The following is a 26,468-nucleotide window of genomic DNA, read 5'->3' on the forward strand; positions in this document are numbered from 1 at the left end:
ATCGGCAGCATGGTGAAGAGCAGGATCCACCAGATCAGGGTGAAGACCACGACGCCATTGACGATGCCCACACCGCCATCGCGGATGAAGAAACGGGACAGCCAGAGCAGGCCGGCCAGAGCCACCGCGCCGCGGGCGAGCCATTTCATCATCGCGCCGGCTCCTGCATCAGCTCGATCAACAGGCCGCAGCTATCCTTGGGGTGGATGAAGATGACCGGCACGCCATGCGCCCCGACATAGGGATCGCCGGTGCCGAGCACTGTCGCGCCCTTGGCCCGCATATCGTCGCGCGCGGCGATGATGTCGGGCACTTCGAAACAGAGATGGTGCTGGCCGCCCTTGGGATTGCGCTCGAGGAATTTGTGCACCGGGCTTGTCGCGCCCAATGGTTCGAGCAATTCAATCTCGGAATTGGCCAGCTTGATGAAGGCGACGCGCACGCCCAGATGCGGGAAATCGCGGGTCTCGGTCGCCTCGGTGGCGCCGTAGAGATCGGCATAGGTCTGCTTGGCGGCCTCGATATCCGGCACCGCGACCCCGACATGATTGAGACGTCCGACCTGCATCATCTGCTCCTTAAACCGCCAGCACCATCACATCGACCATCGGCTTCTTGCCCCAAATGCCCGAGGCCGTGCGGCGAACCGCGCGGCGGATCTCTTCCTCGATCTGGTCCTCGTCCTTCTTGACGCGCGGATGCAGCTTTTCGAAACATGTTTCGGCGGAGACTTCCAGGGCATCGAGGAAATCATCAATCGAGAAATCGGCGCTCTCGGCCAGGCCGGCCTGTTTGATATCCGGTCCGGAAATCAGGCGCCCCTTGGCGTCAACCGCGAGCGCGACAACGATATAGCCGCTGGACGCCAGGCGGCGCCGTTCGCGCATCGAGGTCGCGTCGGACGGGGTGAGGAATTTGCCGTCGAGATGCAGACGCCGGGCCGGTGCTTCATCAATGATGGAGGCGGTGCCGTCGGAGCGGATCTCGACCATGTCGCCATTGCGAACGGAGACGGAGTGCGGCACCTGCAGCTGGCGCGCATAGGCGGCGTGCTCGAGCAGGTGACGGCGTTCGCCGTGGACCGGAATGGCGACGCTGGGCTTGGCCCAGGCATACATTTGCGCCAGCTCGCCGCGGCATGGATGGCCGGAGACATGGATCGGCCGGTCGCGCTCGGTAATGATCTCGACGCCTTTTTCGGCCAGCTGGTTCTGCAGCTCGAAAATCCCGACTTCATTGCCCGGAATGACCCGGCTGGAGAAGATCACGGTATCGCCCTTGGTCAGGGTGACATTGCGGTGATTGCCCGCCGCGATGCGCGACAGCGCTGCGCGCTCCTCGCCCTGGCTGCCGGTGCACAGATAGAGAATCCGGTTTTTCTGATAGGTGACCGCCTCTTCCTCGCTGACGAAGTCCTGCACATGGCTCAGCATGCCGACAGCCTTCGCGGCGGCGGTCATACGGTGCATGGAGCGGCCGACCAGACAGACACGGCGACCATTGGCCTCCGCCGCTTCGATCGCCGATTGCAGACGCGCGACATTGGAGGCGAAGGCGGCAATCGCCACCCTGCCCTTGTGCTCGCCGACAACCTTGATGAGCTCGTCACGGACATCGGCTTCAGAGCCGGATTCGCCTTCCGAGAAGACATTGGTGCTGTCGCAAATCATTGCGAGCACGCCCTCTTCGCCCAGCGCGGTGATCGCCTTGATATCCGTCGCTTCGCCGATCAGCGGATCGGGATCGATCTTCCAGTCACCCGTGTGAAGCACCAGGCCGGCCGGGGTGCGGATCGCCAGGCCATTGGGCTCGGGAATGGAATGGGTCAGCGTGATCATCTGGCAATCGAACGGGCCGACATTGAAACGGCTGTCGAGACCGACCTCATGCAGCGTCACCGCATCGAGCAGACCATGCTCGCGCAGGCGGTCGCGCACCAGCCAGGCGGTAAAGGGCGTTGCCCAGATCGGACAGCGCAACTTGCGCCAGAGATGCGCCACAGCGCCCATATGGTCTTCATGAGCGTGCGTCAGCACCATGCCAACGAGATCACCGCGGCGTTCCGCGATGAATTCCGGATCAGGCATGATCAGATCGACGCCCGGTGTCGAAAGATCACCAAAGGTCACGCCGCAATCAACGATGATCCATTTGCGATTCTCCTCCGGCCCATAGCCGAAGAGGTTCAGATTCATCCCGATTTCGTTGGAGCCGCCCAGTGGCAGGAAATACATGCTATCGGTCAATTGGCACCGCCATTGAGTTTCCAGACCTCCAGCAGGCCTCGGATGGTGAGATCGGGATCGTAATGCTCGATCGTCCGGGATGCGCCTTCAAAGAGCGAAACCACGCCGCCCGTTGCGATCACCGTCATGGGTTGGCCATACTCACCCCTGAGCCGTTCGACAAGCCCGTCAATGAGATCGATATAGCCCCAGAACACGCCGGACTGCATGGCGCTGACCGTATCCTTGCCCATCACACGCGCCGGTTTGGCGATTGCCACGCGTGGCAATTTCGCCGCGGCGCCGTGCAGGGCCTGCATGGACAGGTTGATGCCTGGCGCGATGATGCCGCCCTCAAACGCCCCGTCGGCGCCGATGACATCGAAAGTGGTTGCCGTGCCGCTATCGATCACCACCAGGGCGCCGGGATAGCGCGCCCGGGCACCGAGCGCGTTCACCAGCCGGTCGGCGCCGGCATCCTGCGGCCGGTCGAGGCGAACCTCGATATCGAGCCGAACCCCCGGCTCGCCGACGATCACCGGCTCGCATTCGCAATAGCGGCGCGCCAGATTGCGCAGATTGAACAGCGCCTGTGGCACCACGGTCGATATGACGCAGGCATGGATGTCGGAAAATTTGAAGCCCTGCAGGGACATCAGCTGCGACAGCCAGACGGCATGTTCGTCGGCCGTGCGCGTGCTGTCCGTGCCCGCGCGCCACTGGGCGCGCCAGTCCTCGCCATCATGAATGGCGAACAGGATATTGGTATTGCCGCAATCGATCGCGAGCAGCATGTCGGGCTCTCCTATCCCGCCGCCGGGAAAAACACTTCACCTGCCGAGATATACCTGTGACCGCCGGAGGCCAAGTCAAGGCGCAGTGCGCCGTCGGGCCCGAGATCGCCGAACACGCCGTCCAGCGTTTCGTGCTCGAGACGGACGACACAGCGTTGGCCCAGCCCGTGGGCGCGCAGCAGCCATTGATCACGAACACCGCCAAACCCGCTTCGCATCCATTGCTGGAAGGCCCGTTCAAACGCCTCGGCGAGCATGGGCAGGGCCGCCTCGCGTTCCAGGCTTGCGCCAGCCTCGGCGAGGCTGATCGCGGGCCGCTCGACGTCTACGGGTGCGGCGCTCAGATTAATCCCGATACCGATGGCGAGCCAGAGACCGCCGGTCGCCGCACTGCCCGATTCCAGCAAAATGCCTGCCACCTTGCGCCCGTCGACCAGGACATCATTGGGCCATTTGAGCCGTGTCCGGCCAGCGTCGCCGAGCGCCGCGTCGCAGACGGCCGCAACGGCAAGCGCTGCCACAAAGGAGAGTTGCGCAGCCTGCGCCGGCGGCCGGTCTATCGCGTAGAGACCGCTGGCAAAAAGATTTCCGTGGAGACTTTTCCACGGGCGGCCGCGACGCCCCCGGCCCGATGTCTGTTGCCGGGCAGCAATCCAGAGCGGCCCACCCTCACCCGCCAGGGCGCGCTCGCGCGCTTCGGCATTGGTCGAGCCGGTCTGCTCGAGCCACTCAATACGGGGCGTGCGCGCGGCCAAAGTCTAGAGGACGTCGAGGCCGACGCTGAACGCCTGGTAGATCAGCCAGCCGAGCGCAGGCAGCAGCAGCAAGGTCGACCAGCCAGCCACCCGTGTCACCCAGTAGATGCTCAGCGCAGGCTGTACAAAATTCACTTCCGGGGCATCGAACCACATCACCTTGACGATGCGCAGATAATAGGCCGCGCTGACGACACTGAACAGAACCGCCAGGACCGCTAGAATCAGCAGGTCGGACTGGACCGCCGAGAAGACGACGAAGAATTTGCCGAAAAAGCCGACGAAGAAGGGCAGACCGCCAATCGAGAACATCAGCGCCGTCAAGGACCAGCCAAGCCCCGGATTCGTCTGCGCCAGGCCGGCCAGATCGGAGATCTGCTCGACCATGCCCTCGCGGGTCCGCATCGACAGCATCGCGCCGAACGTGCCGACGACGGAGATCATGTAGAGGGACATGAAGATCAAGAGCGCCCAGATACCGGTCTGGCTGGCCGCAGCGATCGCCACCAGGGCATAGCCGATATTGCCGATCGAGGAATAGGCCATCAGGCGTTTGAAGTTTTGCTGCGTCAGGGCACCGAAAGCGCCAACACCCATCGACAGGACGGCGATGATCCAGATGACATCGCGCCACTGATCGATCATGCCACCGAAAGGCTCAAGCAGGACGCGCGCCAGCAGCACGATGGCGGCCATTTTCGGGGCCGAGGCAAACAGGGCCGTGACCGGCGTGGGCGCGCCTTCATAGACATCCGGCGTCCACATGTGGAAGGGCGCGGCGGAAACCTTGAAGGCCAGACCGCAAATCACGAAGACCAGGCCGAAGATCAGGCCGATGGAGGGCTCACCGGCAACGGCGATCGCGATCTCGTTGAAACCGGTCGAACCGCTGAAGCCATAGACCAGCGAAGCGCCATACAGGAGCAGGCCGGAGGACAGCGCGCCGAGGACGAAATATTTGAGGCCGGCTTCAGAAGCGCGCAGGCTGTCGCGATTGAAGGCCGCCAGCACGTACAGCGCCAGCGATTGCAGCTCGACGGCCATATACATCGAGATCAGGTCATTGGCCGAAACCATCATCACCATACCGGTGACGGCGAGCGCGACCAGGACCGGGAATTCGATCTTGGAGAGTTTTTCCGATTCCAGATACGGCAATGCCAGAAGCAGGGCGACGGCCGCGGCCAGGGTAATCGCGACCTTGGAATATTTCGCCAGCGAGTCGAGTACGAACGCGCCGCCAAAGGCCTGGCCATCATCGCCGGTCAGGAAGAGCGCGGCAAAACCGGCTGCGACCAGAAGCCCTATCGTCAGCAGATGGACCAGGCGCGGTGTGCCCTCGCCCTTGAGGAAAACACCGAGCATCAGCAGCGCCATGGCGCCGCCAGCCAGCATCAGTTCCGGTGTCAGGAGCGACAGGTCGTGGGAGAGCATATCCGCGGTCATGTCAGGCCTCTTACTGAGCCGGTGCGGCAAGTGCCGCATCATAATTGGAGATGAGCGCCTCGACCGAGGCGGCCGTAATGTCGGTCACCAGGGTGGAGAAGACGCCGAGCAGAAGCGTCATGACGATCAGCGGCACAAAGATGATCCACTCGCGCCCGTTGAGATCCGTCAGCGTATTGAGCTTCGGATTGGTGATCTCGCCGAACACGACATCGCGATAGACGGTCAGCATATAGACCGCCGACAGGATGACGCCGACCGCCGCCCCGGCACCGACCCACCAGGCGACTTGATAGCCACCGACCATCGTCATGATTTCGCCGATGAATCCGGACGTGCCTGGCAGGCCGACATTGGCCATGGCGAACAGGCCGAAAATCGCCGCGAACACCGGCATTTTGTGCACGACGCCGCCATAGAAGGCGATTTCGCGGGTGTGCATGCGGTCATAGATCACACCCACGCACAGGAAGAGCGCCGAGGAAATGAAGCCGTGGGAAATCATCTGGAAGATGGCGCCCTGCACGCCGAGCATATTCATCGAGAACAGGCCCAGCGTCACGAAACCCATATGCGCAACGGAGGAATAGGCGATCAGCTTCTTGATATCGGTCTGCCGGAAAGCGACCAGGGAGGTATAGATGATCGCGATCAGCGAGAGTACGAAGACCATGGGCGCGAAATAGGCGCTGGCATCCGGGAACATCGGCAGCGAGAAGCGCAGGAAGCCGTAACCGCCCATTTTCAAGAGCACACCGGCCAGGATGACCGAACCGGCGGTCGGCGCCTGGACGTGGGCATCGGGCAGCCAGGTATGGACCGGCCACATCGGCATCTTCACCGCGAAGGAGGCGAAGAAGGCGAGCCAGAGCCAGGTCTGGGCCTGCGGGGTGAAGGCTGTGTCGAGCAGGACGGTGATGTCGGTCGTTCCGGCCTGCAGGAACATATAGATCATCGCCACCAGCATAAGCACGGAGCCCAGCAGGGTGTAGAGGAAGAATTTGAACGCGGCATAGACGCGGTTCTGACCGCCCCACACCCCGATAATCAGGAACATCGGGATCAGGCCGCCTTCGAAAAACACATAGAAGACAACGAGATCGAGCGCTGTGAAGACGCCCAGGATCAGGGTTTCCAGCAAGAGGAAAGCGATCATGTAATCGGCGACGCGTTTTTCGATCGCACCCGATGCCAGGATACAGATCGGCATCAGGAAGGCGGTCAGGACGACGAAGAGCACCGAAATGCCGTCGACGCCCATGCGGTAGCCCATGCCGATTTGTTCAAGCCAGACAACCTCATGCACGAATTGGAAGCCGGAAACTGCCGGGTCGAATTCGAGCAGCATCAGGACGGCGAACAACAGGGTGACGAGGGTCGCGCCGAGAGCGACCACGCGCGAATTCTTGTCGATCAGGCCCTGGTCTTCGGGACGCGAGGCGAACCGGAAAACGGCAATGATTACAGCGCCAATAGCCGGGGTAAAGGTCAGGATCGACAGGAAGGCATCGAGCTCGGAAAACATGCTATTGGCCTCCTGCGCCGGCGAGAATCCAGAGGGTCAGCCCCAGAACACCGATCAGCATCACGAATGCGTAGTGATAGACATATCCCGACTGGGCCTTCGCGATCCGCTTGGCGGCGGCGAATGTCATGCCGGCCACCCCGTTCGGGCCGAAGCCGTCAATGATGCGCACATCGAAGAACTTCCAGAAGACATCGCCCAAGCCCTTGGCACCTCTCACGAATATGAAATGGTAAATCTCGTCGACATACCATTTATTGTAGAGAAGCGAGTGGATCGGACCGCCGCGCGCGGCAATCCGGGCGCCCATGCCGACATTGATCAGATAGGCATAGATCGCGGCGAGGAAGCCGACCAGGGTGACGACAAATGGCGCCAGGATGACCCAAACGGGCGGATGTTCGCCGGTCGCGTGAGCCTCGCCCTCGTCTGCCGCAGCATGGCCATTGTCTGGCTGTTCGTGTGCCGCAGGCTCGCCATGAGCGACCACTTCGCCATGAGTCTCGGCATCGCCGCCGGCCACAGCCGGTCCGTGAACCGCGCCAGGCAGGCTTTCATTCCAGAAATGCGCCGAATTGCCGCCGATGAAATCATTCTTCATCAGACCGCCGGCGAAGATCGCACCGATGGCGAGCACGACGAGCGCGCCCATCATCGACCATGGCGGATCATGGGCATGATCGAAGGTGTGCTTGTCACCCCGGAAAGTCCCGTTGAAGGTCATGAAGATCAGGCGCCAAGAGTAGAAGCTGGTCAGGAGCGCCGCAATGACACCGACCCAGAAGGCGAGATTGCCGAAGGCAATGCCCTGCTGGCCGGCCATATAGGCCCCTTCAATGATCGCATCCTTGGAGAAGAAGCCGGCGAAGCCGAGATCCGGCAGGATGCCGACACCGAGCGCCGCGAAGGGCAGGCCGACGCCGGTCAGGGCGATCGTGCCGATCAGCATCATGATCCAGGTGGCCGGCATCATCTTGTAGAGCCCGCCCATTTTTCGCATGTCCTGCTCATCATGCAGACCGTGGATGACCGAACCGGATCCAAGGAAGAGGAGCGCCTTGAAGAAGGCGTGCGTGAACAGGTGGAACATGGCCGCGCCATACAGGCCGAGACCGGCAGCGAAGAACATGTAGCCCAGCTGGGAACAGGTCGAGTAGGCGATGACGCGCTTGATGTCGTTCTGGGCCAGGCCGACAGTCGCCGCGAAGAAGGCGGTCAGCGCCCCGATCACGGTAATGAAGGCGGAGGCGTTTGGTGCCAGTTCGAAAATCGGGAAACAGCGGCAGACCAGGAAGACCCCGGCGGTGACCATGGTGGCGGCGTGGATCAGGGCGGAGACCGGTGTCGGCCCTTCCATCGCGTCGGGCAGCCAGACATGCAGGAAGAATTGCGCCGATTTGCCCATCGCGCCGACAAACAGCAAAAAGCCGATCAGCTCGATCGCCGGAATCTCCATGCCGGCAAAGGCCAGCGTCGTCGCCGTATGATCGCCGACCTGGGCGAAGACATCGTCAAACGCGACCGAACCGAACACCAGGAAGAGCGCCATGATGCCGATGGCAAAGCCGAAATCGCCGACCCGGTTGGTCACGAAGGCCTTGATCGCGGCGTCATTGGCGGACTTCTTCTTGTACCAGAAGCCGATCAGCAGATAGGAGGCCAGGCCAACGCCTTCCCAGCCGAAGAAGAGCTGGAGGAAATTGTCGGCCGTCACCAGCGCCAGCATGGCGAAGGTGAAGAGCGAGAGATAGGCAAAGAAGCGCGCCCGGTGCGGGTCGTTCGCCATATAGCCCCAGGAATAGATGTGGACCAGCGAGGCAACGCTGGTGACCACGACCAGCATCACCGATGACAGCGTATCGAGCTTGATCGCCCAGCTGACATCGAATGTGCCGACCGACATCCAGGTCGCCAGGTGAATCGTCTGGCTATTGCCGCCATAGGCGACGTCGAAGAAATTCAGGATCGACAACAGGGCCGACACCACGACAAAGCCGGTGGTGACGATCTGGGCGACGCGGTGACCGATGAAATTGCCGAACAGGCCCGCGAAGGCGGCGGCAAACAGCGGACCGAAGACGATGAGAACTGCCATAATCCCCTTAGCCCTTCATCAGATTGGCGCCCTCAACCGAGATATCACCCCGGTTGCGGAAGTAGACGACGAGAATGGCGAGACCGACGGCGGCCTCGGCCGCGGCAACGGTCAGCACGAACAGGGCGAAGACCTGTCCGGCGAGATCGCCGAGGAAGCTGGAAAATGCCACCAGGTTCACATTCACCGAGAGCAGGATCAGCTCGACCGACATCAACAGGATGATGACGTTCTTGCGGTTCACGAAAATCCCGAACACGCCAATCGTGAACAGGATCGCCGCAACGGCGAGATAATGTCCCAGACCGATATCGATCATTCGCCAATCCCCTGTCCTGGTTTGATGTCGAGCATCTCGATGGCTTCTTCACGGCGGCGGCCGACCTGGGCCGTCACGCTCTGGCGCTTGACGCCGGACTTGTGACGCAGGGTCAGCACGATGGCACCGATCATGGCGACCAGAAGCACCAGACCGGAAGTCTGGAAGAAGTATATGTAATCATTGTAGAGAATGAGACCGAGCGCCTCGAGATTGGACATCCCTTCCGGCGTCGCCGCGGCGCGCAGCGCCTCGGCTTGCGGCGAGGTCTGCCAGGTCATCGCGATCATCACCAGCTCGCCGGCAAGGATCAGCGCGACGATGGCGCCGAGCGGCAGATAGCTCAAAAAGCCCTGTTTCAGCTCGGTGAAATTGACGTCCAGCATCATCACCACGAACAGGAAGAGGACCGCAACCGCGCCGACATAGACAACGATCAGCAGCATGGCGAGGAATTCCGCGCCAAGCAGGACAAAAAGGCCCGCCGCCGAGAAGAAGGCGAGGATCAGGAACAAAACCGACCTGACCGGATTGCGCGCGATCACGACCATAAAGGCCGACGCTATCAGCACTCCGGAAAAGGCCCAGAAGGCCAGTGTTGCGAGCATGATGCCCTCTTCCGTTCTCTTGCTTCTCAGATAACGGCCGTATCAGCGATACGGCGCGTCGAGTTCCAGATTTCTGGCAATTTCCCGTTCCCAGCGATCGCCGTTCTCGAGCAGTTTTGCCTTGTCGTAATAGAGTTCTTCGCGCGTCTCGACGGCAAATTCGAAATTCGGCCCTTCGACGATGGCGTCGACCGGGCAGGCTTCCTGGCAATAGCCGCAATAGATGCACTTGGTCATGTCGATGTCATAGCGCGTGGTGCGGCGTGAGCCGTCCTCGCGGGGTTCGGCTTCGATGGTGATGGCCTGGGCCGGGCAGATCGCTTCGCACAGCTTGCAGGCAATACAACGCTCTTCGCCATTGGCGTAACGGCGCAGCGCGTGCTGACCGCGAAAACGCGGGCTCAGCGGCCCCTTCTCGAACGGGTAGTTCAGCGTTGCCTTCTTGGCGAAGAAATAGCGCATGCCAAGCCCGAAGGCGGACCAGAAGTCCATCAACAAGGCACCGCGAATGGTTTGTTCGATACGTCCCATGACGATTATCCCTGTGCCCCGAAGACGATGTAGGCGCCCACCAGTGCGACCGCGGCCAGCGAGGTCGGCAGGAAGATCTTCCAGCCCAGACGCATCAGCTGGTCATAGCGGTAGCGCGGCGTCAGCGCCTTCACCATGGCGAACATGAAGAAGAAGAAGACGACCTTGATCGCGAACCAGAAGAAATACCACAGATGCGAAACCAGATACGGCCAGGCCGTGGTGTCCAGCTCGATCGGCGAATTCCAGCCGCCGAAGAACAGGATCGTCGTCATCGCACACATCAGGACGATGTTGAGATATTCGCCGATCATGAACAATAGATAGGGCGTCGAGGAATATTCGGTCTGATAGCCGGCGACGAGTTCCGATTCCGCTTCGGCCAGATCGAAAGGCGGGCGGTTGGTCTCGGCCAGGGCCGAAATGAAGAAGATCACCGTCATCGGGATCATCACCAGGAACATCGGCCAGCCATGATTGATCAGGGCACCGCCCGCGAGCACATTCCAGTTCCAGAATCCGCCCGACTGGGCCTCGACGATGACGGTGAGATTCATCGAACCGGCGAACAACAGCACGGTGACAATGACAAAGCCAATCGAGACTTCATAGGAGACCATCTGGGCCGCTGAACGCAGCGCCGCCAGGAAGGGGAATTTCGAGTTGGAGGCCCAGCCGCCGATAATGATGCCGTAAACGCCCAAGGACGACATCGCGAACAGGTAGAGCAGGCCGACATTGAGATCAGAGATCACCCAGCCCGGTGCCACCGGCACCACGGCCCAGGTCGCAAAGGCCAGAACCAGCGTCAGGAGTGGCGCCAGAATATAGAGCGGACGATCCACGCCGGCCGGAATGACGATTTCCTTGAACACGAATTTGAAGAAATCGGCGAAGGATTGCAGCAGGCCGAAAGCGCCGACCACATTGGGGCCCTTGCGCATCTGCACCGCCGCCCAGACCTTGCGGTCCATCAGCAGCAGGAAGGCCAGCGCGATCAGCAGGACGATGGTGAAGCCGAGGATCTGCAGCACGGCCATGCCCAGCCCGCCCCAGACGCCGAATTGGGTGATGAAATCGCTCATCGCTTACTCCGCCGCAGCTTGGGCTGGCCCGGCGGCGATGGCGGAGCATTCCGCCAGCGTCTTCGAGGCCCGCACGATCGGGTTGGTAAAGTAGAAATTCGTCACCGCGATGCCGAAATCATTCGACGAGACCTCGCCGGCGGCGCCGATGGCCGCAACCTCGAATTCGGCGGCATCATCGCTGCCCGGGGCGTGATCAATCCCGGCGAAAACGGCATGGCTGCCGAATAGTTTGCGGCGCAATTGCGCCAGATTGTCGTAAGGCAAGGTCTTGGAGAGATGCTCGGACAGGGCGCGGAAAATCGCCCAATTCTCTTTCGCCGCGCCCTTCGGGAAGACGGCGCGCGAGGCGAGCTGAACCCGGCCCTCGGTATTGACGAAGATACCGTCCTGTTCCGTCCAGGCGGCGCCGGGCAGGATCAGGTCGGCACGGTGGGCGCCGGCATCGCCATGGCTGCCGATATAGATCACGAAGGCATCGCCGAAGCTGGCCATGTCGATCTCGTCGGCACCCATCAGCACGATGGTGTCCATCTTGGCCGACTGCATGCCGGCAACGTCATAACCGCCTGTCCCCGGCACGAAGCCGAGATCGAGACCGCCGACGCGGCTGGCCGCCGTGTGCAGCACGTTGAAGCCATTCCATGTCTCGCTGACCGCACCGACCGCTGCGGCCAGTTCGCCGGCCGCGCGCAGGACCTGTGTCCCATCGGCGCCAGCCAGGGCGGCCGAACCGAGAATGATCATCGGACGCTTGGCGTCCTTCAGCGTCTTGATGAAGCCAGAACGCTTCTTGGCCAGACCGGCGAGATCCTTGGCCGATATACCGACATGCTCATAGGGATATGTCAGATCGACCGGCGCGCCGATCAGGCCCACCTGGGTGTCATTATTGAGCCAGGTCTTGCGGATGCGCGCATTGATCATCGTCGCCTCGGTGCGCGGATTGGCCCCGATGATCAGGATGGCGTCGGCGTCTTCAATACCGGCGATGGTGGTGTTGAAGAGATAGGACTGGCGATTGCCGGCGGTGAGCTTGGAGCCATCCTGGCGGCAATCATAGGAGACGACGCCGAGGGCATCGAACAAATCCTTGGCGGCCTTCATTTCCTCGACGGAACAGAGATCGCCGGCAATGGCGCCGATCCTGGAGGCGTCACCGGACAGCTTGCCGGCAGCAATCTTCAGTGCTTCAGGCCAGTCAATGGCGCGCAGCTTGCCGGCTTCGCGGACATAGGCTTTGTCGAGACGCTGGCGGCCGAGGCCTTCCCAGGCGTAGCGCGTCTTGTCGGAAATCCATTCCTCATTCACGCCTTCATGCACGCGCGGCAGGATGCGCAGCACGGCGGGCCCGCGCGCATCGACGCGGATATTCGAGCCGACCGCATCCATCACATCAATGGTCTCGGTCTTTTCCAGCTCCCAGGGCCGCGCATTGAAGGCGTAGGGTTTGGAGGTCAGGGCGCCGACCGGGCAGAGATCGATCACATTGCCGGAGAGTTCCGAGGTGATGGACTTTTCCAGATAGGTGGTGATCTCGGCATCTTCGCCGCGGCCGATCATGCCAATCTCCGGCACGCCGGCGATCTCGGTGACGAAGCGGACGCAGCGCGTGCACTGGATGCAGCGCGTCATCTCGGTCGCGACGATCGGACCCATATATTTGTCTTCGACGGCGCGCTTGTTTTCAGGGAAGCGCGAACCGGTGCGGCCATAGGCAATCGACTGGTCCTGCAGGTCGCATTCGCCGCCCTGGTCGCAGATCGGGCAATCGAGCGGGTGGTTGATGAGCAGGAACTCCATCACCCCTTCGCGCGCCTTCTTGACCATCGGCGACAGCGTATTCATCGCTGGCGGCTCACCATTCGGTCCGCCGCGCATATCCTTGACCTGCATGGCGCAGGAAGCGGCCGGTTTGGGGGCCCCGACCAGCTCGACCAGACACATGCGGCAATTGCCGGCGACCGACAGGCGCTCATGATAGCAGAAACGCGGAATCTCGCGTCCGGCGGTCTCGGCGGCCTGCAACAGCGTGTAGGAAGTCGGAACCTCGATTTCCTGGCCGTCGATAATGATCTTGCGGAGATCTTCGCTCATTGGATGATGCCCTATTCCGCTGCCACTTGAGACACGAAGACCGGCTTGCCGGCGCGATAATTATTGATGCGGGACTCGATCTCGCCACGGAAATGCCGGATCAGGCCCTGGACCGGCCAGGCGGCGGCATCGCCAAGGGCGCAGATCGTGTGACCTTCGACCTGGCCGGCGACGTCGAGCAGCATGTCGATCTCGGAGATCTCAGATTCGCCGCGCGACATGCGCTCGAGCACGCGCCACATCCAGCCGGTGCCTTCGCGGCATGGCGTGCACTGGCCGCAGCTTTCATGACGGTAGAAATACGAAATCCGCGCGATGGCTTTGACGACATCGGTGGAATTATCCATCACGATGACGGCGGCGGTGCCGAGGCCGGACTTGTGGGCCTGCAGGGCATCGAAATCCATCAGCACGTCATCGCAGATATGTTTCGGCAGCAGCGAAACCGAGGAACCGCCCGGAATGATAGCCTTGAGATTGTCCCAGCCGCCGCGAACGCCGCCGGCATGGGTCTCGATCAGGGTCCGCATCGGGATCGACATCGCTTCTTCGACATTGCACGGCTTGTTCACATGGCCGGAGATCGAGAAGATCTTGGTGCCGACATTGCGCTCACGCCCGAAGGAGGAGAACCACTCGGCGCCGCGGCGCAGGATCGTGCCGGCAACGGCGATGGATTCGACATTATTGACCGTGGTCGGGCAGCCATAGAGGCCGGCATTGGCCGGGAATGGCGGCTTCATGCGCGGCTGGCCTTTTTTGCCTTCCAGGCTTTCCAGGAGTGCCGTCTCTTCGCCGCAGATATAGGCGCCGGCGCCGTGATGGATATAGACGTGGAAGGGCCAGCCATGGACATTCTTGTCGCCGATCAGCTTGGCCTCATAGGCCTCCTTGACGGCTTTCTCGAGCGCCAGGCGTTCGGTGACATATTCGCCGCGCAGATAGATGTAGCACTCGTGCGCCTGCATCGCGAAGGAGGCGATCAGGCAGCCTTCGATCAGCAGATGCGGATCATGGCGCATGATCTCGCGATCCTTGCAGGTGCCCGGCTCGGACTCATCGGCATTGACGACGAGATAATGCGGGCGCGCGCCCACTTCCTTCGGCATGAAGGACCATTTCAGACCGGTCGGGAAACCGGCGCCGCCGCGGCCGCGCAGGCCCGAGGCCTTCATATTGTCGATGATCCAGTCGCGTCCCTGCTGCAGGATTTCAGTCGTCCCGTTCCAGCAGCCGCGCTGTTTCGCACCGTCCAGGCCCGGGCTGTGATGCCCGAACAGATTGGTGAAAATGCGATCCTTGTCTTGCAGAAGCTGAGCCATTATGCGCCCTCCGCCAGGGCTTTGGCCTGCGCCACCCAGCCATCACGTTCGATCCGGCCCTTGAATTTCAGACGGCTGTCAACCCAGGCGATCTCGGCCGGACCCCAGTCAGCAATCTGGGCGAAGTGGAAAAAGCCCAGTTCATTGAGCGTCTTTTCAAGCTTGGGACCGACACCGGTCAAAAGCTTGAGATCATCGGCCTTGCCCTTGGCTTTCTTCATTGTTTTCGGCGCCTTCTCGGCGGCCGGTGCAGCCGGCTCGGCCTTCAGCTTCGGTGCCGGTTTCGGCTTGGTCTTGCTGACAGGCTTGACCACCGCGGCCGGCGCCGGCTCGGGTGCCGGTGCCGGTTTGGCAGCCGGCGCGGCGGCCGCGGCCTTGGCGGTGTTGGGCAGGGTGATCTTCTTGGCGCGTGAACCGTCATACAGGCTCGGATCGCTCAGCACCTGGGTGCCATGCGGCTCCGAGGAAGTGCGATCGGATTGCGGGCCGTATTTGATCGGCTTGCCGGCCGCGAGATCATCGAGGATCTGCTCGAACTTGGCGGCGTCGAGATCTTCGACATAGTGATCGCCATCCGTGTTGGCGAGCTGGAACATCGGCGCATTGGCGCAGGCGCCCATGCATTCCACTTCAACCCAGGTGAACTTGCCATCGCCGGAAATTTCGCCGGCCTCGCCAATGCGCGACTTGCAGACATCAATCAGATCGCCCGAACCGCGCAGCATGCAGGGCGTGGTGCCGCAGACCTGGATCAGATGCTCGCCGACCGGGGCCAGGTTGAACATGGTGTAGAAGGTGACGACCTCATAGACGCGGATATAGGGCATTTCCAGCCGTTCCGCGACGGTGCGCAGGGCCGGTTCGGACACCCAGCCCTCCTGCTTCTGCACAATCCACAACAGGGGAATGACAGCCGAAGCCTTGCGTGCTTCAGGATATTTCCCAAGCCAGAACGCAATTTCCGTCTCACTCTTCGCGTTGAAGGTGAAGCTGTCTGGCTGATGTTTGGCGAGACGGCGTACGCTCATCGGTCGATCTCCCCGAAGACCACATCGAGCGATCCGATGATCGCCGAGACATCGGCCAGCATATGGCCCCTATTCATGAAATCCATCGCCGCGAGATGGGCAAAGCCTGGCGCGCGAATCTTGACGCGATAAGGCTTGTTGGATCCGTCGGAGACCAGATAGACGCCAAACTCGCCCTTCGGCGCCTCGACGGCGACATAACATTCGCCCGCTTCCACCTTCACGCCCTCGGTATAGAGCTTGAAGTGCTGGATCAGCGCTTCCATCGAGCGCTTCATCTCGGCCCGGCGCGGCGGCGAGAACTTGCTGTCGGTCGCCAGGACTTCGCCCTGGTTTTCCGGTTTCTCCAGCCAGTCGCAGCACTGGATCATGATTTTCACGCTCTCGCGCATTTCTTCCATGCGGCACAGATAGCGATCATAACAATCGCCATTCTTGCCGACCGGGATCTTGAAATCGAGCTCGTCATAGACCGAATAGGGCTGCGAGCGGCGCAGATCCCAGGCCAGGCCCGAACCGCGCACCATCACACCGGAAAAACCCCAGGCGAGCACATCTTCCTTGGTGACAACGCCGATATCGACATTGCGCTGTTTGAAAATGCGGTTCTCGGTCAAAAGCGTATCGATATCATCGAGCTTGGCCGGGAATTGGTCGCACCAGGCGCGGATATCAGCGACAAGCTCCGGCGGCAGGTCCTGGTGGACGCCACCGGGCCGGAAATAATGCGCATGCATGCGGCTGCCCGATGCACGCTCATAGAAGATCATGAGCTTCTCACGCTCTTCAAAACCCCAGAGCGGCGGGGTGAGCGCGCCAACATCCATCGCCTGCGTCGTGACATTGAGCAAATGGTTGAGAACGCGGCCGATCTCGCAATACAGCACGCGGACATATTCGCCGCGCCTGGGAACAGAAATCCCGGCCAGCTTTTCCGCCGCCATGCAGAAGGCATGTTCCTGATTCATCGGCGCGACATAGTCGAGCCGGTCGAAATAGCCGATGCCCTGGAGATAGGTCTTGTGTTCCAAGAGTTTCTCGGTGCCGCGATGCAAAAGGCCGATATGCGGATCGACCCGTTCGACAACCTCGCCATCGAGCTCGAGCACCAGGCGCAGCACGCCGTGCGCGGCCGGGTGCTGGGGGCCGAAATTGATCGTGAAATTGCGTGGGGCGATATTGTTCGCGTCGTCAGCCATGGGCTAGCCCTCCGCCTTCTCGTCGCCGGGAAGGATGTATTTGGCACCCTCCCACGGGCTCATGAAATCGAAATCACGATAGGCCTGGACCAGTTCGACGGGCTCGTAGACGACGCGCTTCTGCTCGTCATCCCAGCGCACTTCGACATAGCCGGACAGCGGGAAATCCTTGCGCAGCGGATGCCCCTCGAAACCGTAATCGGTGAGGATGCGGCGCAGATCCGGATGGTTGGAGAAGGAGATGCCATACATGTCGAAGGCCTCACGCTCGAACCAGTCAGCGACCGGAAACAGCTCGTGAATACTGGCGACCGGGGTATCCTCGTCCGTGGTCAGCTTGACGCGGATGCGCTGGTTCTGATGCATGGAGAGCAGGTGGTAGACCACCTCGAAACGCTCGTGCCGGGCCGGAAAATCGACGCCACACAGATCGATCAGCGTCGTGAAACGGCAGGCCGGATCATCACGCAGAAAGCGCAGGACCTCGGTGATGCGGTCCCGATGGATATGGACCGTCAGATCGCCGAACTTGATGTCCCAGCTGGTGACCGCCGATTCCTGGGCCGCGGCGATATGTTCGCCTAGCGTCGTGAGGGCTTCGCTCATCTCGTCCTCTCCTAGCGCTCGATCGAGCCTTCGCGGCGGATCTTCTTCTGCAATTGCAGAATTCCGTACACGAGGGCTTCAGCGGTGGGCGGGCAACCGGGCACATAGATATCGACCGGCACGATGCGGTCACAGCCGCGCACGACGGCGTAGGAATAATGGTAATACCCGCCGCCATTGGCGCAGGACCCCATCGAGATGACATAGCGCGGCTCGGGCATCTGGTCGTAGACCTTGCGCAAGGCGGGCGCCATCTTGTTGGTCAAGGTGCCGGCGACGATCATCACGTCGGACTGGCGCGGGCTGGCGCGCGGGGCGAAGCCGAAACGCTCCACGTCATAGCGCGGCATCGAAGCCTGCATCATCTCGACGGCGCAGCACGCCAGACCGAAAGTCATCCACATCAGCGAGCCGGTACGGGCCCAGGTGACGAGATCATCGGCAGCGGCGACAACAAAGCCCTTGTCGGCGAGGGCATCGGAAACGCCGTCAAAGAAAGGGTCATGCGCCTTCGGGTCATATCCGGGAACAGCCGCGCGGCCGGCCATGCCGGCAGGTGGGGTGAGATCAGAGGTCATGGCATCATTCCCAATCCAGCGCGCCTTTTTTCAGCTCATAGATGAAGCCGATGGTGAGCACGGTGAGAAAGACCATCATCGACCAGAATTCGAACGGGCCCAGGCTTTCGCGCAGCGTTACCGCCCACGGGAAGAGGAAGGCCACTTCGAGGTCGAAAATGATGAACAGGATGGCGACGAGATAGAAGCGGATGTCGAATTTCATCCGCGCATCGTCAAAGGCTTCAAAGCCGCATTCATAGGTGGAGACTTTTTCCGGATCCGGATGCGACGGTGCGATCACGAAGGCCGCGGCCATGAATCCCACACCCAGCGCTGCCGCGATGCCGAAGAAAATCAAGATAGGCAGGTAGTCGAGAAGCAACGCGTCCATTGCCGGGCCTCGCCAGATTGCGTCCGATACCGGGCCGGTATCCGCCGGGGTGCTCGTTGTGAAACGCCACAGGACGAATCAAAACACCGCAACAGCCCCCTGCCCGATTTGGCGCGGAAGCTAGATCGCACCGGCCTCTGGGGCAAGGGCAAAAGGCGGCGTTATTTCAGTGATTGCGGCGGGATGGGTCCGTTAGCCGGGGCAGTTGCGAACAGGTCGCAAAGATGGGTGTGGAAAGCCGGTTCGGGCGCCTCGCGCGACCACCGATTTCACAGGCGCCTTGCTCTCACGCCGAGGCGCAGCTGGCCACAGCCGCGATCCAGGCCGCAACGCGATCAGGTGCTTCCATCGGCGCGAGGTGGCTGACGCCGCCCATCTGTTCGATTCTGACCTTGCGGCGCCGGAGGCCCGCCTGATTGACGACGGTCGATCCCCGCTCAGCCCTGAGCACATGCGCCCGGCGCCCGACAATCCGGGCCGCGCGCAGGAAATCATGCCCCTGGGCCTCATAATTGGCAGCCTCCCATTGCGGGTCACAAGCCAGGTGGACGCCGTTTTCGTCAGCGGTCAGACCATCGGCGAGATAATCCTCCAGCACGCCGGGCGCCCAGCTGGAAAAGGTCTTGTGGCGGCGATAGCGCTCGATCACTGCCGCCTGATCAGGCCAGGAATTGGCACGGCGGCGCGCCTGCTTGGCGAGGCCAAACCGGCCCTTGAGCAGATTATGCCCCGGCCAGCGCGCGACCAGATTGAAGCTCAGAGGCAGGATCACGGGCTCGACCAGTGCCAGGACCGGGATGACGGGCATTTGCGAGGCCGCCAGCAGCGTGCTGACCGCGCCCATTGAATGCCCCGACAACAGAGCCGGCGCGTTCAGCAATTGGGCGTAGAGCGACAGTAGATCGGCGGCATGTATATCCCAGCTATCATGCCTGTCCGGATCAAAGGGCAAGCGTGAGAGACCATGCCCGCGCAGATCCGGCGCGACAATCTCGAACCGGTCAGCCAGCGGCGTCAACAATTGATCATAGGCGTGCGCACAAAATCCGTTGGCGTGCGCGAAGACCAGAACGGGTGCGCCGGGATTGACCCAGATGCGCGCCGACATCACGCCATCGCGCAGCTCAAAATCACGGGTTTCAGGCAGGGTCATGCACGGCTTTCCATCGAGCGGGGCCAAAGCGGGCCACCGCGTTCAAGCACTGCCGGCCGGCACGATCAATGCCGCGCAATGCATGGCCATCATACGGCAACGCTCAAGCCTACGGCGCGCTCGCCGCGCCGGCCCCTCAGGGCGCCGGCGCACAGCCCAGCGCCGCCCGCATCGCCTCGCCGGCTGCCACATCCCGCATCACTGCGACATCAGCGATGGCGCATCGGTCGGCGGCCGTGATGTCCTCATTGGCAAGGACTTCGGCCGGGAGCCGGTCCCAGTCATCCTGCCCGGTGAGGATCTCCGGCGCACCGCTTTCCGGCGTATCAAAGCGCATCAGCCGCCCGCCCGATTGCCAGACCGGCCAGTCCAGCCGTGCGCTGCCACCTGCATTGGGGTCGCCTGCATGGGCAAAGCCACCCCAATAAGCGCCCATCGCGTCGGCGACAGCCTGGCGCCCATCGGCATTGGCTTCGGTGAAGAGGACTTTGCCAATATCGCCGTAGAGAATGGTGAAATCATTGAACACGAAGGGTAATTCCATGGTGTGAGCGGCGCCGAGCAGGGCCGCCGTATCGGTGAAGAGCAGGGTTCCGCCCTCATCCCAGTCAAAGCGGTAGGCCCAGACCCGGTCATGACCGGAGGCCACCAGCCGGTTGGCCGCATCATCGACCCCGTCCAGCCGCCACAGCCGCGCGCCGATATCGCCATTGGCGACATAGCGGGCCGGTTCACGGCGATTGCGAATGACCCCGAATGTCGTTTTGGTGAATTCCGGATCGAAGGCGAGATAGAGCCGGCTCTCATCGCGATTACTGCCGGTGATCAGCGGCACGAATTGACGCGCCGGATCGGCGAAGGCAGCGCGCATCCCCCCCTCCATCAGGGACACACCGTCCTCGATCACGCGCGGCATGTCGGCCTCGCCATAGGCGGCGAAGATCGTATCGACCGCCGCGGCGCGCAAGGCCGTGGCAGGCGCATTGGCGCCGGCAAAGCGCGCAGCGGCTTCCAGCCCCGCGACTTCATTGAGCACACTGACCGGCAGGGCCTGCGTCCCCTCGGCGCGGGCCAGCGAAACGCTGCGCATGCTGCCGCTCTGGGAAATGGCCCGATGGAACAGGCCGTCAGCCAGTGGCGAGGCCATCAGCGCCAGCACATTCTGGCCGCCGGCGCTTTCGCCGAAAATCGTCACCCGCCGCGCATCACCGCCAAACACCGCGATATTGTCCTGCACCCAGGCCAGAGCCGCGATCTGGTCAAGCAGGGCGAAATTCGCGGCCGCGTCCTGCGGCATTTGCGCGTCGGCGCGCAGGGCCGGATGGGCAAACCAGCCCAGCGGTCCGAGGCGATACTGGATCACCGCCACAATCACGTCCTGGTCGAGCGCCAATTGCGAAGCATCATACTGGGCCGCATAGCCCCAGGTATTAGCCCCGCCATGGATGAAGACCATGACGGGAAGGTCGCGCCCCCGGGCATCGGGCGGCGCATAGAGATCAAGATAGAGGCAATCCTCGCCGCCAATCAGCTGACCGGGCTCAAGATGCGTGTCATAGCCATTGGAAATCTGGGCACACCGATCCGGCGATTCCAGCGCCGCGTACACACCGTCATGAGCCGGCACCGGACGTGGCGCGCGCCAGCGCAAATCCCCGACCGGTGGGGCTGCAAAGCCAAGGCCGCGCCAGGCATCAGCGCCGCGAGCCGTGCGCAGACCAATGATTTCCCCCTGATCGAGAAGCCGGTGCGTGCTGGCCTCCGGCTCGGGCCGCGCCGCCATTTGCGCTGGCTGTCCGCAAGCCGCCAGTCCCAGGCCCAAAATCGCTGAAAAAAGAATGCGCATATGCCCCCCCCCAAGCCACAACTTCGCCGGAAAGGTGCGGTGAATAGCCGCCGAGGGCAAGCCGCGATCGCGCGATCGAGGCCTTGACCTTGAGCCTCACCTCCCCAAACAAGGGGGGCGGACGGACAGCGCTGCGGCGGGCAACAGGATACGGGCACAGGCATGATGACTGATTTGGGACGCTGTCTGCGTTGGCTTGGGGGCGCGTGCCTGCTGCTCGTCACGGGCGCCTTGCATGCCCAGACCACCGACTATGCCGACGGGCTCATGACCCTGCCGCCTCCGGTCACCGAGCCGGATCGCTGGACCCGCTGTAATCCCGCACCGGCGCCGTGCAATCATCCGCGCATCGCCCTGGTCCTGTCCGGTGGCGGCGCACTCGGGATCGCCCATATCGGCGCGATCCGCACGCTCGAGCGCGCCGGCGTTCAGCCCGATCTGATCGTCGGCACCTCAATGGGGGCGGTCGTCGGCGGGCTCTATGCCACAGGCTATTCCGCAGATCAGCTTGAGCAAGCTGTGCTGGGGATGGACTGGCAACAGATTTTCAGTGCCGATTCGCCACGCCGCTCGCTCTCCTACCGACGACGCCGCGAGGAGGAGAGCTTCCCGGCCGAATTGATGTTCAGTGTCGATCGCCACGGCTTGCGCCTGCCCCGCGCCTTCATCAATGATCAGAATCTCAATCTCGCCTTGCGCAATATGGTGCTCAATCCCGGGCGCGGTTCCTTCGATGACATGCCCATACCCTTCCGCGCCGTCGCCACCGATATCGTGACAGGCGAGCCGGTCAGCCTCAGCGATGGCGATCTCGCCATGGCCATGCGCGCCTCGATGGCCGTGCCCGGCATGCTGCCGCCCGGGGAAATCGACGGTCGCCTGCTGGTTGATGGCGGGTTGAGCAAGAATATTCCGATCGATGTCGCCCAGGCGATGGGCGCCGACATCATCATCGTCGTCGCCATGCAGGGCCGGCTCATGACGGCCGGGGAATTGCGTACCGGCGTCGATCTGATGGCCCAGTCGATGACACTCCTGGTCCGCTCGAACGAGACAGCACAACTGGCCCTGCTGGGACCGGACGACATCCTGATCCAGGTCGACCAGGGCGCATTGACCACGGGCGATTTCTCCCGTGGCACCGAGCTGATCGCTGCCGGCACGCTCGCCGCGGATGCCCATTTCGAGCGCCTGCAGGCCATGACGACCCATCATACTCGCCTGGTATCACGGCCCCTGCCCCAGATCGATGAAGTCATCATCGAAAACACATCCAGGCTGAGCGATTCCGTCCTGATGCGGCATGTGCATCAAACCCCGGGCGAAACCCTGAATGTCCCCGGCCTGTCCGACGATCTTGCCGGGATTTACGGATTGGGGGCTTTCGAGTGGGTGACGTATGAATTGCGCGAAACCGGCGGGAATACCGCGCTGGTGATTGATGCCGTCGCGCGGCCCGATGATGTCGCCCACCTGCGGGCCGGCATGACGCTGGAGAATGATTTCGACGGCAATGGCGAATACCTGATTTCACTGGAATACCGGTCTCCGCCAATCGATCGCTTTGGCTCGGAAGTCAGGGTCGATGCGGTGTTTGGTGACCGCTTCGGCCTGACGGCGGAAGTGTTCAAACTGTTCGACACCGCGCAGCATGTCTTTGTCGCGCCGCGCGCCAATTTCGTCATGCGCAATGTGCCGCGCTATCGCGAGGACGGTTTCCGCACCGGCTCCTACCGCGCCAATTTTGCCGAGATTCAGCTCGATGCCGGCTGGCAATTCGACAGTCCGGCCGAAATCCGCTTCGGCTATCAGCGCGGCTCCGGCGAGGCCCGCCTGCATGAGGGGTTCGCCACACCGGAAATCATTGACGTCGATATTGGTCAGTTCAACCTCTCCGCCGGGCTGGACACGCTCGACAGCGCCTTTTTCCCGACGCAGGGCGTGCGGCTGTCATCGCGCTGGTCCGTGGCTCGCCGGTCGATCGGCGCCAGCGCCGATTTCCAGACCCTGGAAGCCCACGCCATGCAGGCCTGGTCACACGGCTCGGACACGCTGATCGCCCAGCTCGATGCGGCCTCCAGCCTGTCGGGCACGATGCCGATCGAATCCCTGTTCCGGATCGGCGGGCTATTTTCCCTCTCCGGCTACAAGGAAGAAGAACTGGCCGGTGAAAGCTATGCGCTGGGCCGGCTGGTCTATCGGCGGCGGCTGAACCGTGACAATTCCCAGGCCTTCGGCGTCCCGCTCTATGCCGGCGCCTCGCTTGAGGCCGGCAATGTCTGGGCCGATCCGGATCTGGCCAGCACATCCGACATCACACTTGCCGGCAGCGTCTTCCTCGCCGCCGATACGGTGATGGGCCCGGTCTATCTGGCCTATGGCCGCTCCGATGCGGACCGCCAGTCACTCTATATCTTCGTCGGGCGCCCGTTCTGAGGCGCGCCTTGTAGCGCGCCGCAGACACGAAAATTCCGGAGCACGCCTGCGCCCCGGAAGCTTCATCTGGCATCAATACCCGCCATCAGGCGAGCCGGGCCGAAACCCTTGATCCTGGTGTCTGGCCTTAGTCTTCCAGCTCGAAAGTGACAAGAAGATTGACCTTGAACTTGGTGAGCTTGCCGTCTTCCACGATGACCTGCTGTTCCTTGACCCAGGCGCCGCGGATATTGCGCAGTGTCTTGCTGGCGCGCTCAATGCCCTTGCGGACGGCTTCGTCGAAGCTTTTCGAGGAGGTCGAGGAGATTTCGGTGATGCGTGCAACGGACATGGTGGATTACCTTGTTTTGGGGGCTGTATGCCGAGAAGGGACGAGTTCCAGGCCGGCCTTGACGCCGGACTGAAGCGCGACAGATAACACCATATACTCGCTTGAGGCCACCAAATGTTGCGCCACGCGCGAGTTTTCCACCCTGGATCGGATGCCGGTCAGCCCAGTGGCCGCCCCGAAGGACGGCCAGATCCGCGACGCTGCCCGGCCCGTTGCAAGCCGCTAGCTGGAGCGCGTCGCGCCGGGACGGCTGCCTGGACGCCGGGGCTTGAAAATCTTGCCCTCCCCGCCTTTCGAGGCCCGGCTTTTGCCCCCCGCGGCTTTCGGGCCCGCACTCGGGGACCGGTCGCCGCCCTTGAATTTCGGCTTGCCGCCTTCACGCGCCGGCTTGCCATGGGCAGCGGGACGGCCATCACCGCGCTTGTCGCCATCGCGGGACGGGGCGCCAGGCTTGCCGCGCTGAGCCGGACGTCCCTCGGCGCGCGAAGCGCCATCGCGCCCGGCATAGGCCGCGGGCGCAGGACGCGCCTCGCGCCGCTTGAAATCATCGCCTTCGCGCGCCGCACCGGCGCCTTTGCCGCGCGCTGCCGGACGGGCATTCTTGCGGGAACCGCCCTCGCCGTCACGGGCACTGGTCTGGGCCTGAAAGGCCCGTTTGACCGGTTTGGCGCGTGGTTTGCTCGGCACCGCCGCATCGGCCTCATCACCCTCGAGCTCGACAACATGACCGGCGCCGCGCTTGGGAATGTCGGTTCCGATCAGATGTTCGATCTCACGCAGATAATGCTTCTCGCTATTGTCGACGAGCGAGATGGCAATACCGGTCTTGCCGGCCCGCGCGGTGCGGCCAATCCGGTGGACATAGGCTTCCGGCACATTGGGCATCTCGTAATTGACGACATGGGAGACATCATCGACATCAATGCCGCGTGCCGCGACATCGGTGGCGACAAGGATCTTGATCTTGCCGCGCCGAAAGCCGTCCAGTGCCCGCGTCCGGTCGCCCTGAGTCTTGTCACCATGGATCGCCTTGGCGTTGAGGCCGTATTTGATCAGATGCTCATGCACCCGGTCAGCGCCGCGCTTGGTGCGGGTGAACACAATGCCGCGCGTCATGTCCTGGGTCGAGAGGATGTCGAGCAGGAGTGAACGCTTCGACTCGCGATTGCACAGGATGACCCGCTGATCGATCGCTTCAATCGGCTGCGACTGCGCGGCGACCGAGATGTGTTTCGGATCCTTGAGCAGATCCTTGATCAGGGCGCGGATCTGTTTCGGCATGGTCGCCGAGGTCAATACGGTCTGGCGATTGAAATTGAGCTTGGCCGAGATATCGCGCACCGCCGGCAGAAAGCCGAGATCCAGCATCTGGTCAGCCTCGTCGAGCACCAGGGTCCGGGTCTGGTTGAGCTTGATCGCCCCGGATTCCATATGGTCGACCAGCCGGCCCGGCGTCGCCACGACAATATCGACACCGCGCGACAGGGCGCGGATTTGCGGAAACGGCTTGGCACCGCCCACCACCAGCGCCACGGAATAGCGAACATGGCGACCATAGGTGCGGATCGCCTGTTCAATCTGCGCCGCCAGCTCGCGCGTCGGCGTCAGGATCAGGGCACGGCAGCATTTCGGCTCGACCGGTCCGCTGGCCGCCGCCAGCCCGTTTAGGATGGGCAGGAGGAAGGCCGCCGTCTTGCCGGTCCCGGTCTGGGCAATACCGACAAGGTCGCGGCCGGCCAGCATTTCAGGGATGAATTCGGCCTGGATCGGGGTCGGGCTCTCATAGCCCTCCGAGGTCAGGGCGCGAAGGATGGGCTCGGCCAGGCCGAGTTCGGTGAATTTGGTCAAGGGGGGCACGCTTTCATAATAGGCGTCCGCCGCGTGAGCCATAGCCCATCGCGTGCGACGCCGGTTTTGCATCGAGGAAGCTTGCGTAGAACAGCCGCCATGTCGGTGTGCCGCGGGCGGCACGTCTGGTTTGGCTGGGATCGATACGCAGTTAATCTCGCCAACGCACACCGTCGATGAGATCGACATCATCTACGCACGGTGTGTTGCCCGCCCTCTCCCACGGATAGCCCGTGACAGCAAGTCATTTCGCAAGACCGGCACGGTG

The 26,468-nt window shown here is 62.3% G+C and carries 23 protein-coding genes; 1 reads left to right on the top strand and 22 read right to left on the bottom strand.

Features of this window, described 5'->3' with window-relative positions:
* Positions 1-148 precede the first annotated feature (148 nt).
* The 20 genes from mce to AAC023_RS05270 all read right to left on the bottom strand — a co-directional run bounded on the left by mce (position 149) and on the right by AAC023_RS05270 (position 21,522).
* Positions 149-571 carry a methylmalonyl-CoA epimerase gene (mce, locus tag AAC023_RS05175; protein ID WP_339738837.1) on the bottom strand — a complete coding sequence of 141 codons (423 nt, stop codon included), beginning with the start codon at positions 569-571 and terminating at the stop codon, positions 149-151.
* Positions 572-578: 7 nt separating this feature from the next.
* The gene (locus AAC023_RS05180) at positions 579-2,246 is read right to left on the bottom strand and encodes a ribonuclease J (RefSeq protein WP_339738839.1); all 1,668 of its coding nucleotides are present in this window, start codon (positions 2,244-2,246) and stop codon (positions 579-581) included.
* Complete coding sequence (locus AAC023_RS05185) at positions 2,243-3,019, bottom strand: type III pantothenate kinase (RefSeq protein ID WP_339738841.1); 777 nt, start codon at positions 3,017-3,019, stop codon at positions 2,243-2,245. Before AAC023_RS05185 ends, AAC023_RS05180 begins: the two co-directional genes overlap by 4 nt.
* Positions 3,020-3,030: 11 nt before the next feature.
* The gene (locus AAC023_RS05190; RefSeq protein WP_339738843.1) at positions 3,031-3,774 is read right to left on the bottom strand and encodes a biotin--[acetyl-CoA-carboxylase] ligase; all 744 of its coding nucleotides are present in this window, start codon (positions 3,772-3,774) and stop codon (positions 3,031-3,033) included.
* Positions 3,775-3,777: 3 nt separating this feature from the next.
* Complete coding sequence (gene nuoN / locus AAC023_RS05195; protein WP_339738845.1) at positions 3,778-5,220, bottom strand: NADH-quinone oxidoreductase subunit NuoN; 1,443 nt, start codon at positions 5,218-5,220, stop codon at positions 3,778-3,780.
* A gap of 10 nt (positions 5,221-5,230) precedes the next feature.
* Positions 5,231-6,745, bottom strand: a complete 1,515-nt coding sequence (locus tag AAC023_RS05200; RefSeq protein WP_339738847.1) for an NADH-quinone oxidoreductase subunit M — start codon at positions 6,743-6,745, stop codon at positions 5,231-5,233.
* A gap of 1 nt (position 6,746) precedes the next feature.
* Positions 6,747-8,840, bottom strand: coding sequence for an NADH-quinone oxidoreductase subunit L (gene nuoL / locus AAC023_RS05205; protein ID WP_339738849.1), 2,094 nt, complete (start codon positions 8,838-8,840; stop codon positions 6,747-6,749).
* 7 nt (positions 8,841-8,847) lie between these two features.
* Complete coding sequence (nuoK, locus tag AAC023_RS05210; RefSeq protein ID WP_091771351.1) at positions 8,848-9,156, bottom strand: NADH-quinone oxidoreductase subunit NuoK; 309 nt, start codon at positions 9,154-9,156, stop codon at positions 8,848-8,850.
* On the bottom strand, positions 9,156-9,767 hold the full coding sequence (locus AAC023_RS05215; protein WP_176780356.1) for an NADH-quinone oxidoreductase subunit J: 612 nt from the start codon (positions 9,765-9,767) through the stop codon (positions 9,156-9,158). Before AAC023_RS05215 ends, nuoK begins: the two co-directional genes overlap by 1 nt.
* Positions 9,768-9,809: 42 nt before the next feature.
* Positions 9,810-10,298 carry an NADH-quinone oxidoreductase subunit NuoI gene (gene nuoI, locus AAC023_RS05220; RefSeq protein ID WP_339738852.1) on the bottom strand — a complete coding sequence of 163 codons (489 nt, stop codon included), beginning with the start codon at positions 10,296-10,298 and terminating at the stop codon, positions 9,810-9,812.
* A 5-nt stretch (positions 10,299-10,303) separates the two neighbouring features.
* Positions 10,304-11,383 carry an NADH-quinone oxidoreductase subunit NuoH gene (nuoH, locus tag AAC023_RS05225; RefSeq protein WP_339738854.1) on the bottom strand — a complete coding sequence of 360 codons (1,080 nt, stop codon included), beginning with the start codon at positions 11,381-11,383 and terminating at the stop codon, positions 10,304-10,306.
* Positions 11,384-11,386: 3 nt separating this feature from the next.
* Complete coding sequence (nuoG, locus tag AAC023_RS05230; RefSeq protein WP_339738856.1) at positions 11,387-13,480, bottom strand: NADH-quinone oxidoreductase subunit NuoG; 2,094 nt, start codon at positions 13,478-13,480, stop codon at positions 11,387-11,389.
* Between the two features lie 11 nt (positions 13,481-13,491).
* Complete coding sequence (gene nuoF, locus AAC023_RS05235; RefSeq protein WP_339738858.1) at positions 13,492-14,802, bottom strand: NADH-quinone oxidoreductase subunit NuoF; 1,311 nt, start codon at positions 14,800-14,802, stop codon at positions 13,492-13,494.
* Complete coding sequence (gene nuoE / locus AAC023_RS05240) at positions 14,802-15,830, bottom strand: NADH-quinone oxidoreductase subunit NuoE (protein ID WP_339738860.1); 1,029 nt, start codon at positions 15,828-15,830, stop codon at positions 14,802-14,804. Before nuoE ends, nuoF begins: the two co-directional genes overlap by 1 nt.
* Entirely contained in the window at positions 15,827-17,029 is a 1,203-nt protein-coding gene (locus tag AAC023_RS05245) for an NADH-quinone oxidoreductase subunit D (RefSeq protein ID WP_339738862.1), read from the bottom strand. Before AAC023_RS05245 ends, nuoE begins: the two co-directional genes overlap by 4 nt.
* 3 nt (positions 17,030-17,032) lie before the next feature.
* Positions 17,033-17,635 (bottom strand): NADH-quinone oxidoreductase subunit C, encoded by a 603-nt coding sequence (locus AAC023_RS05250; RefSeq protein ID WP_339738864.1) that lies wholly within the window; start codon positions 17,633-17,635, stop codon positions 17,033-17,035.
* 11 nt (positions 17,636-17,646) lie between these two features.
* Complete coding sequence (locus AAC023_RS05255) at positions 17,647-18,213, bottom strand: NADH-quinone oxidoreductase subunit B family protein (RefSeq protein ID WP_339738866.1); 567 nt, start codon at positions 18,211-18,213, stop codon at positions 17,647-17,649.
* A 4-nt stretch (positions 18,214-18,217) separates the two neighbouring features.
* Positions 18,218-18,586 (bottom strand): NADH-quinone oxidoreductase subunit A, encoded by a 369-nt coding sequence (locus AAC023_RS05260; protein ID WP_339738868.1) that lies wholly within the window; start codon positions 18,584-18,586, stop codon positions 18,218-18,220.
* Between the two features lie 286 nt (positions 18,587-18,872).
* On the bottom strand, positions 18,873-19,739 hold the full coding sequence (locus AAC023_RS05265) for an alpha/beta hydrolase (RefSeq protein ID WP_339738870.1): 867 nt from the start codon (positions 19,737-19,739) through the stop codon (positions 18,873-18,875).
* Between the two features lie 136 nt (positions 19,740-19,875).
* Complete coding sequence (locus AAC023_RS05270) at positions 19,876-21,522, bottom strand: carboxylesterase family protein (RefSeq protein WP_339738872.1); 1,647 nt, start codon at positions 21,520-21,522, stop codon at positions 19,876-19,878.
* 330 nt (positions 21,523-21,852) lie between these two features.
* On the opposite strand from AAC023_RS05270, the gene AAC023_RS05275 reads away from it, so the two are divergent.
* The gene (locus tag AAC023_RS05275) at positions 21,853-24,021 is read left to right on the top strand and encodes a patatin-like phospholipase family protein (RefSeq protein ID WP_339738874.1); all 2,169 of its coding nucleotides are present in this window, start codon (positions 21,853-21,855) and stop codon (positions 24,019-24,021) included.
* A gap of 127 nt (positions 24,022-24,148) precedes the next feature.
* Here the strand turns inward: AAC023_RS05275 and AAC023_RS05280 are convergent, their stop codons facing one another.
* Together AAC023_RS05280 and AAC023_RS05285 are read right to left on the bottom strand one after the other, a co-directional pair.
* Complete coding sequence (locus AAC023_RS05280; RefSeq protein ID WP_339738876.1) at positions 24,149-24,352, bottom strand: dodecin family protein; 204 nt, start codon at positions 24,350-24,352, stop codon at positions 24,149-24,151.
* A 222-nt stretch (positions 24,353-24,574) separates the two neighbouring features.
* A complete protein-coding gene (locus tag AAC023_RS05285) occupies positions 24,575-26,200 on the bottom strand; it encodes a DEAD/DEAH box helicase (protein ID WP_339738878.1) in 1,626 nt (541 codons plus the stop codon).
* Positions 26,201-26,468: the final 268 nt, after the last annotated feature.

The organism is uncultured Maricaulis sp., assembly GCF_963976135.1.
Classification (GTDB): Bacteria; Pseudomonadota; Alphaproteobacteria; order Caulobacterales; family Maricaulaceae; genus Maricaulis.

Excerpts from the sequence above, each read along its gene's own strand:
- AAC023_RS05245 (WP_339738862.1), bottom strand. The coding sequence starts at position 17,029 with ATGGCTGACGACGCGAACAATATCGCCCCACGCAATTTCACGATCAAT.
- AAC023_RS05200 (WP_339738847.1), bottom strand. The coding sequence starts at position 6,745 with ATGTTTTCCGAGCTCGATGCCTTCCTGTCGATCCTGACCTTTACCCCG.
- AAC023_RS05250 (WP_339738864.1), bottom strand. The coding sequence starts at position 17,635 with ATGAGCGAAGCCCTCACGACGCTAGGCGAACATATCGCCGCGGCCCAG.
- AAC023_RS05260 (WP_339738868.1), bottom strand. The coding sequence starts at position 18,586 with ATGGACGCGTTGCTTCTCGACTACCTGCCTATCTTGATTTTCTTCGGC.
- nuoG (WP_339738856.1), bottom strand. The coding sequence starts at position 13,480 with ATGAGCGAAGATCTCCGCAAGATCATTATCGACGGCCAGGAAATCGAG.
- AAC023_RS05265 (WP_339738870.1), bottom strand. The coding sequence starts at position 19,739 with ATGACCCTGCCTGAAACCCGTGATTTTGAGCTGCGCGATGGCGTGATG.
- nuoH (WP_339738854.1), bottom strand. The coding sequence starts at position 11,383 with ATGAGCGATTTCATCACCCAATTCGGCGTCTGGGGCGGGCTGGGCATG.
- nuoL (WP_339738849.1), bottom strand. The coding sequence starts at position 8,840 with ATGGCAGTTCTCATCGTCTTCGGTCCGCTGTTTGCCGCCGCCTTCGCG.
- AAC023_RS05215 (WP_176780356.1), bottom strand. The coding sequence starts at position 9,767 with ATGCTCGCAACACTGGCCTTCTGGGCCTTTTCCGGAGTGCTGATAGCG.
- nuoI (WP_339738852.1), bottom strand. The coding sequence starts at position 10,298 with ATGGGACGTATCGAACAAACCATTCGCGGTGCCTTGTTGATGGACTTC.
- AAC023_RS05275 (WP_339738874.1), top strand. The coding sequence starts at position 21,853 with ATGACCCTGCCGCCTCCGGTCACCGAGCCGGATCGCTGGACCCGCTGT.
- AAC023_RS05255 (WP_339738866.1), bottom strand. The coding sequence starts at position 18,213 with ATGACCTCTGATCTCACCCCACCTGCCGGCATGGCCGGCCGCGCGGCT.
- AAC023_RS05280 (WP_339738876.1), bottom strand. The coding sequence starts at position 24,352 with ATGTCCGTTGCACGCATCACCGAAATCTCCTCGACCTCCTCGAAAAGC.
- nuoE (WP_339738860.1), bottom strand. The coding sequence starts at position 15,830 with ATGAGCGTACGCCGTCTCGCCAAACATCAGCCAGACAGCTTCACCTTC.
- nuoF (WP_339738858.1), bottom strand. The coding sequence starts at position 14,802 with ATGGCTCAGCTTCTGCAAGACAAGGATCGCATTTTCACCAATCTGTTC.
- mce (WP_339738837.1), bottom strand. The coding sequence starts at position 571 with ATGATGCAGGTCGGACGTCTCAATCATGTCGGGGTCGCGGTGCCGGAT.
- AAC023_RS05185 (WP_339738841.1), bottom strand. The coding sequence starts at position 3,019 with ATGCTGCTCGCGATCGATTGCGGCAATACCAATATCCTGTTCGCCATT.
- AAC023_RS05270 (WP_339738872.1), bottom strand. The coding sequence starts at position 21,522 with ATGGCGGCGCGGCCCGAGCCGGAGGCCAGCACGCACCGGCTTCTCGAT.
- nuoN (WP_339738845.1), bottom strand. The coding sequence starts at position 5,220 with ATGACCGCGGATATGCTCTCCCACGACCTGTCGCTCCTGACACCGGAA.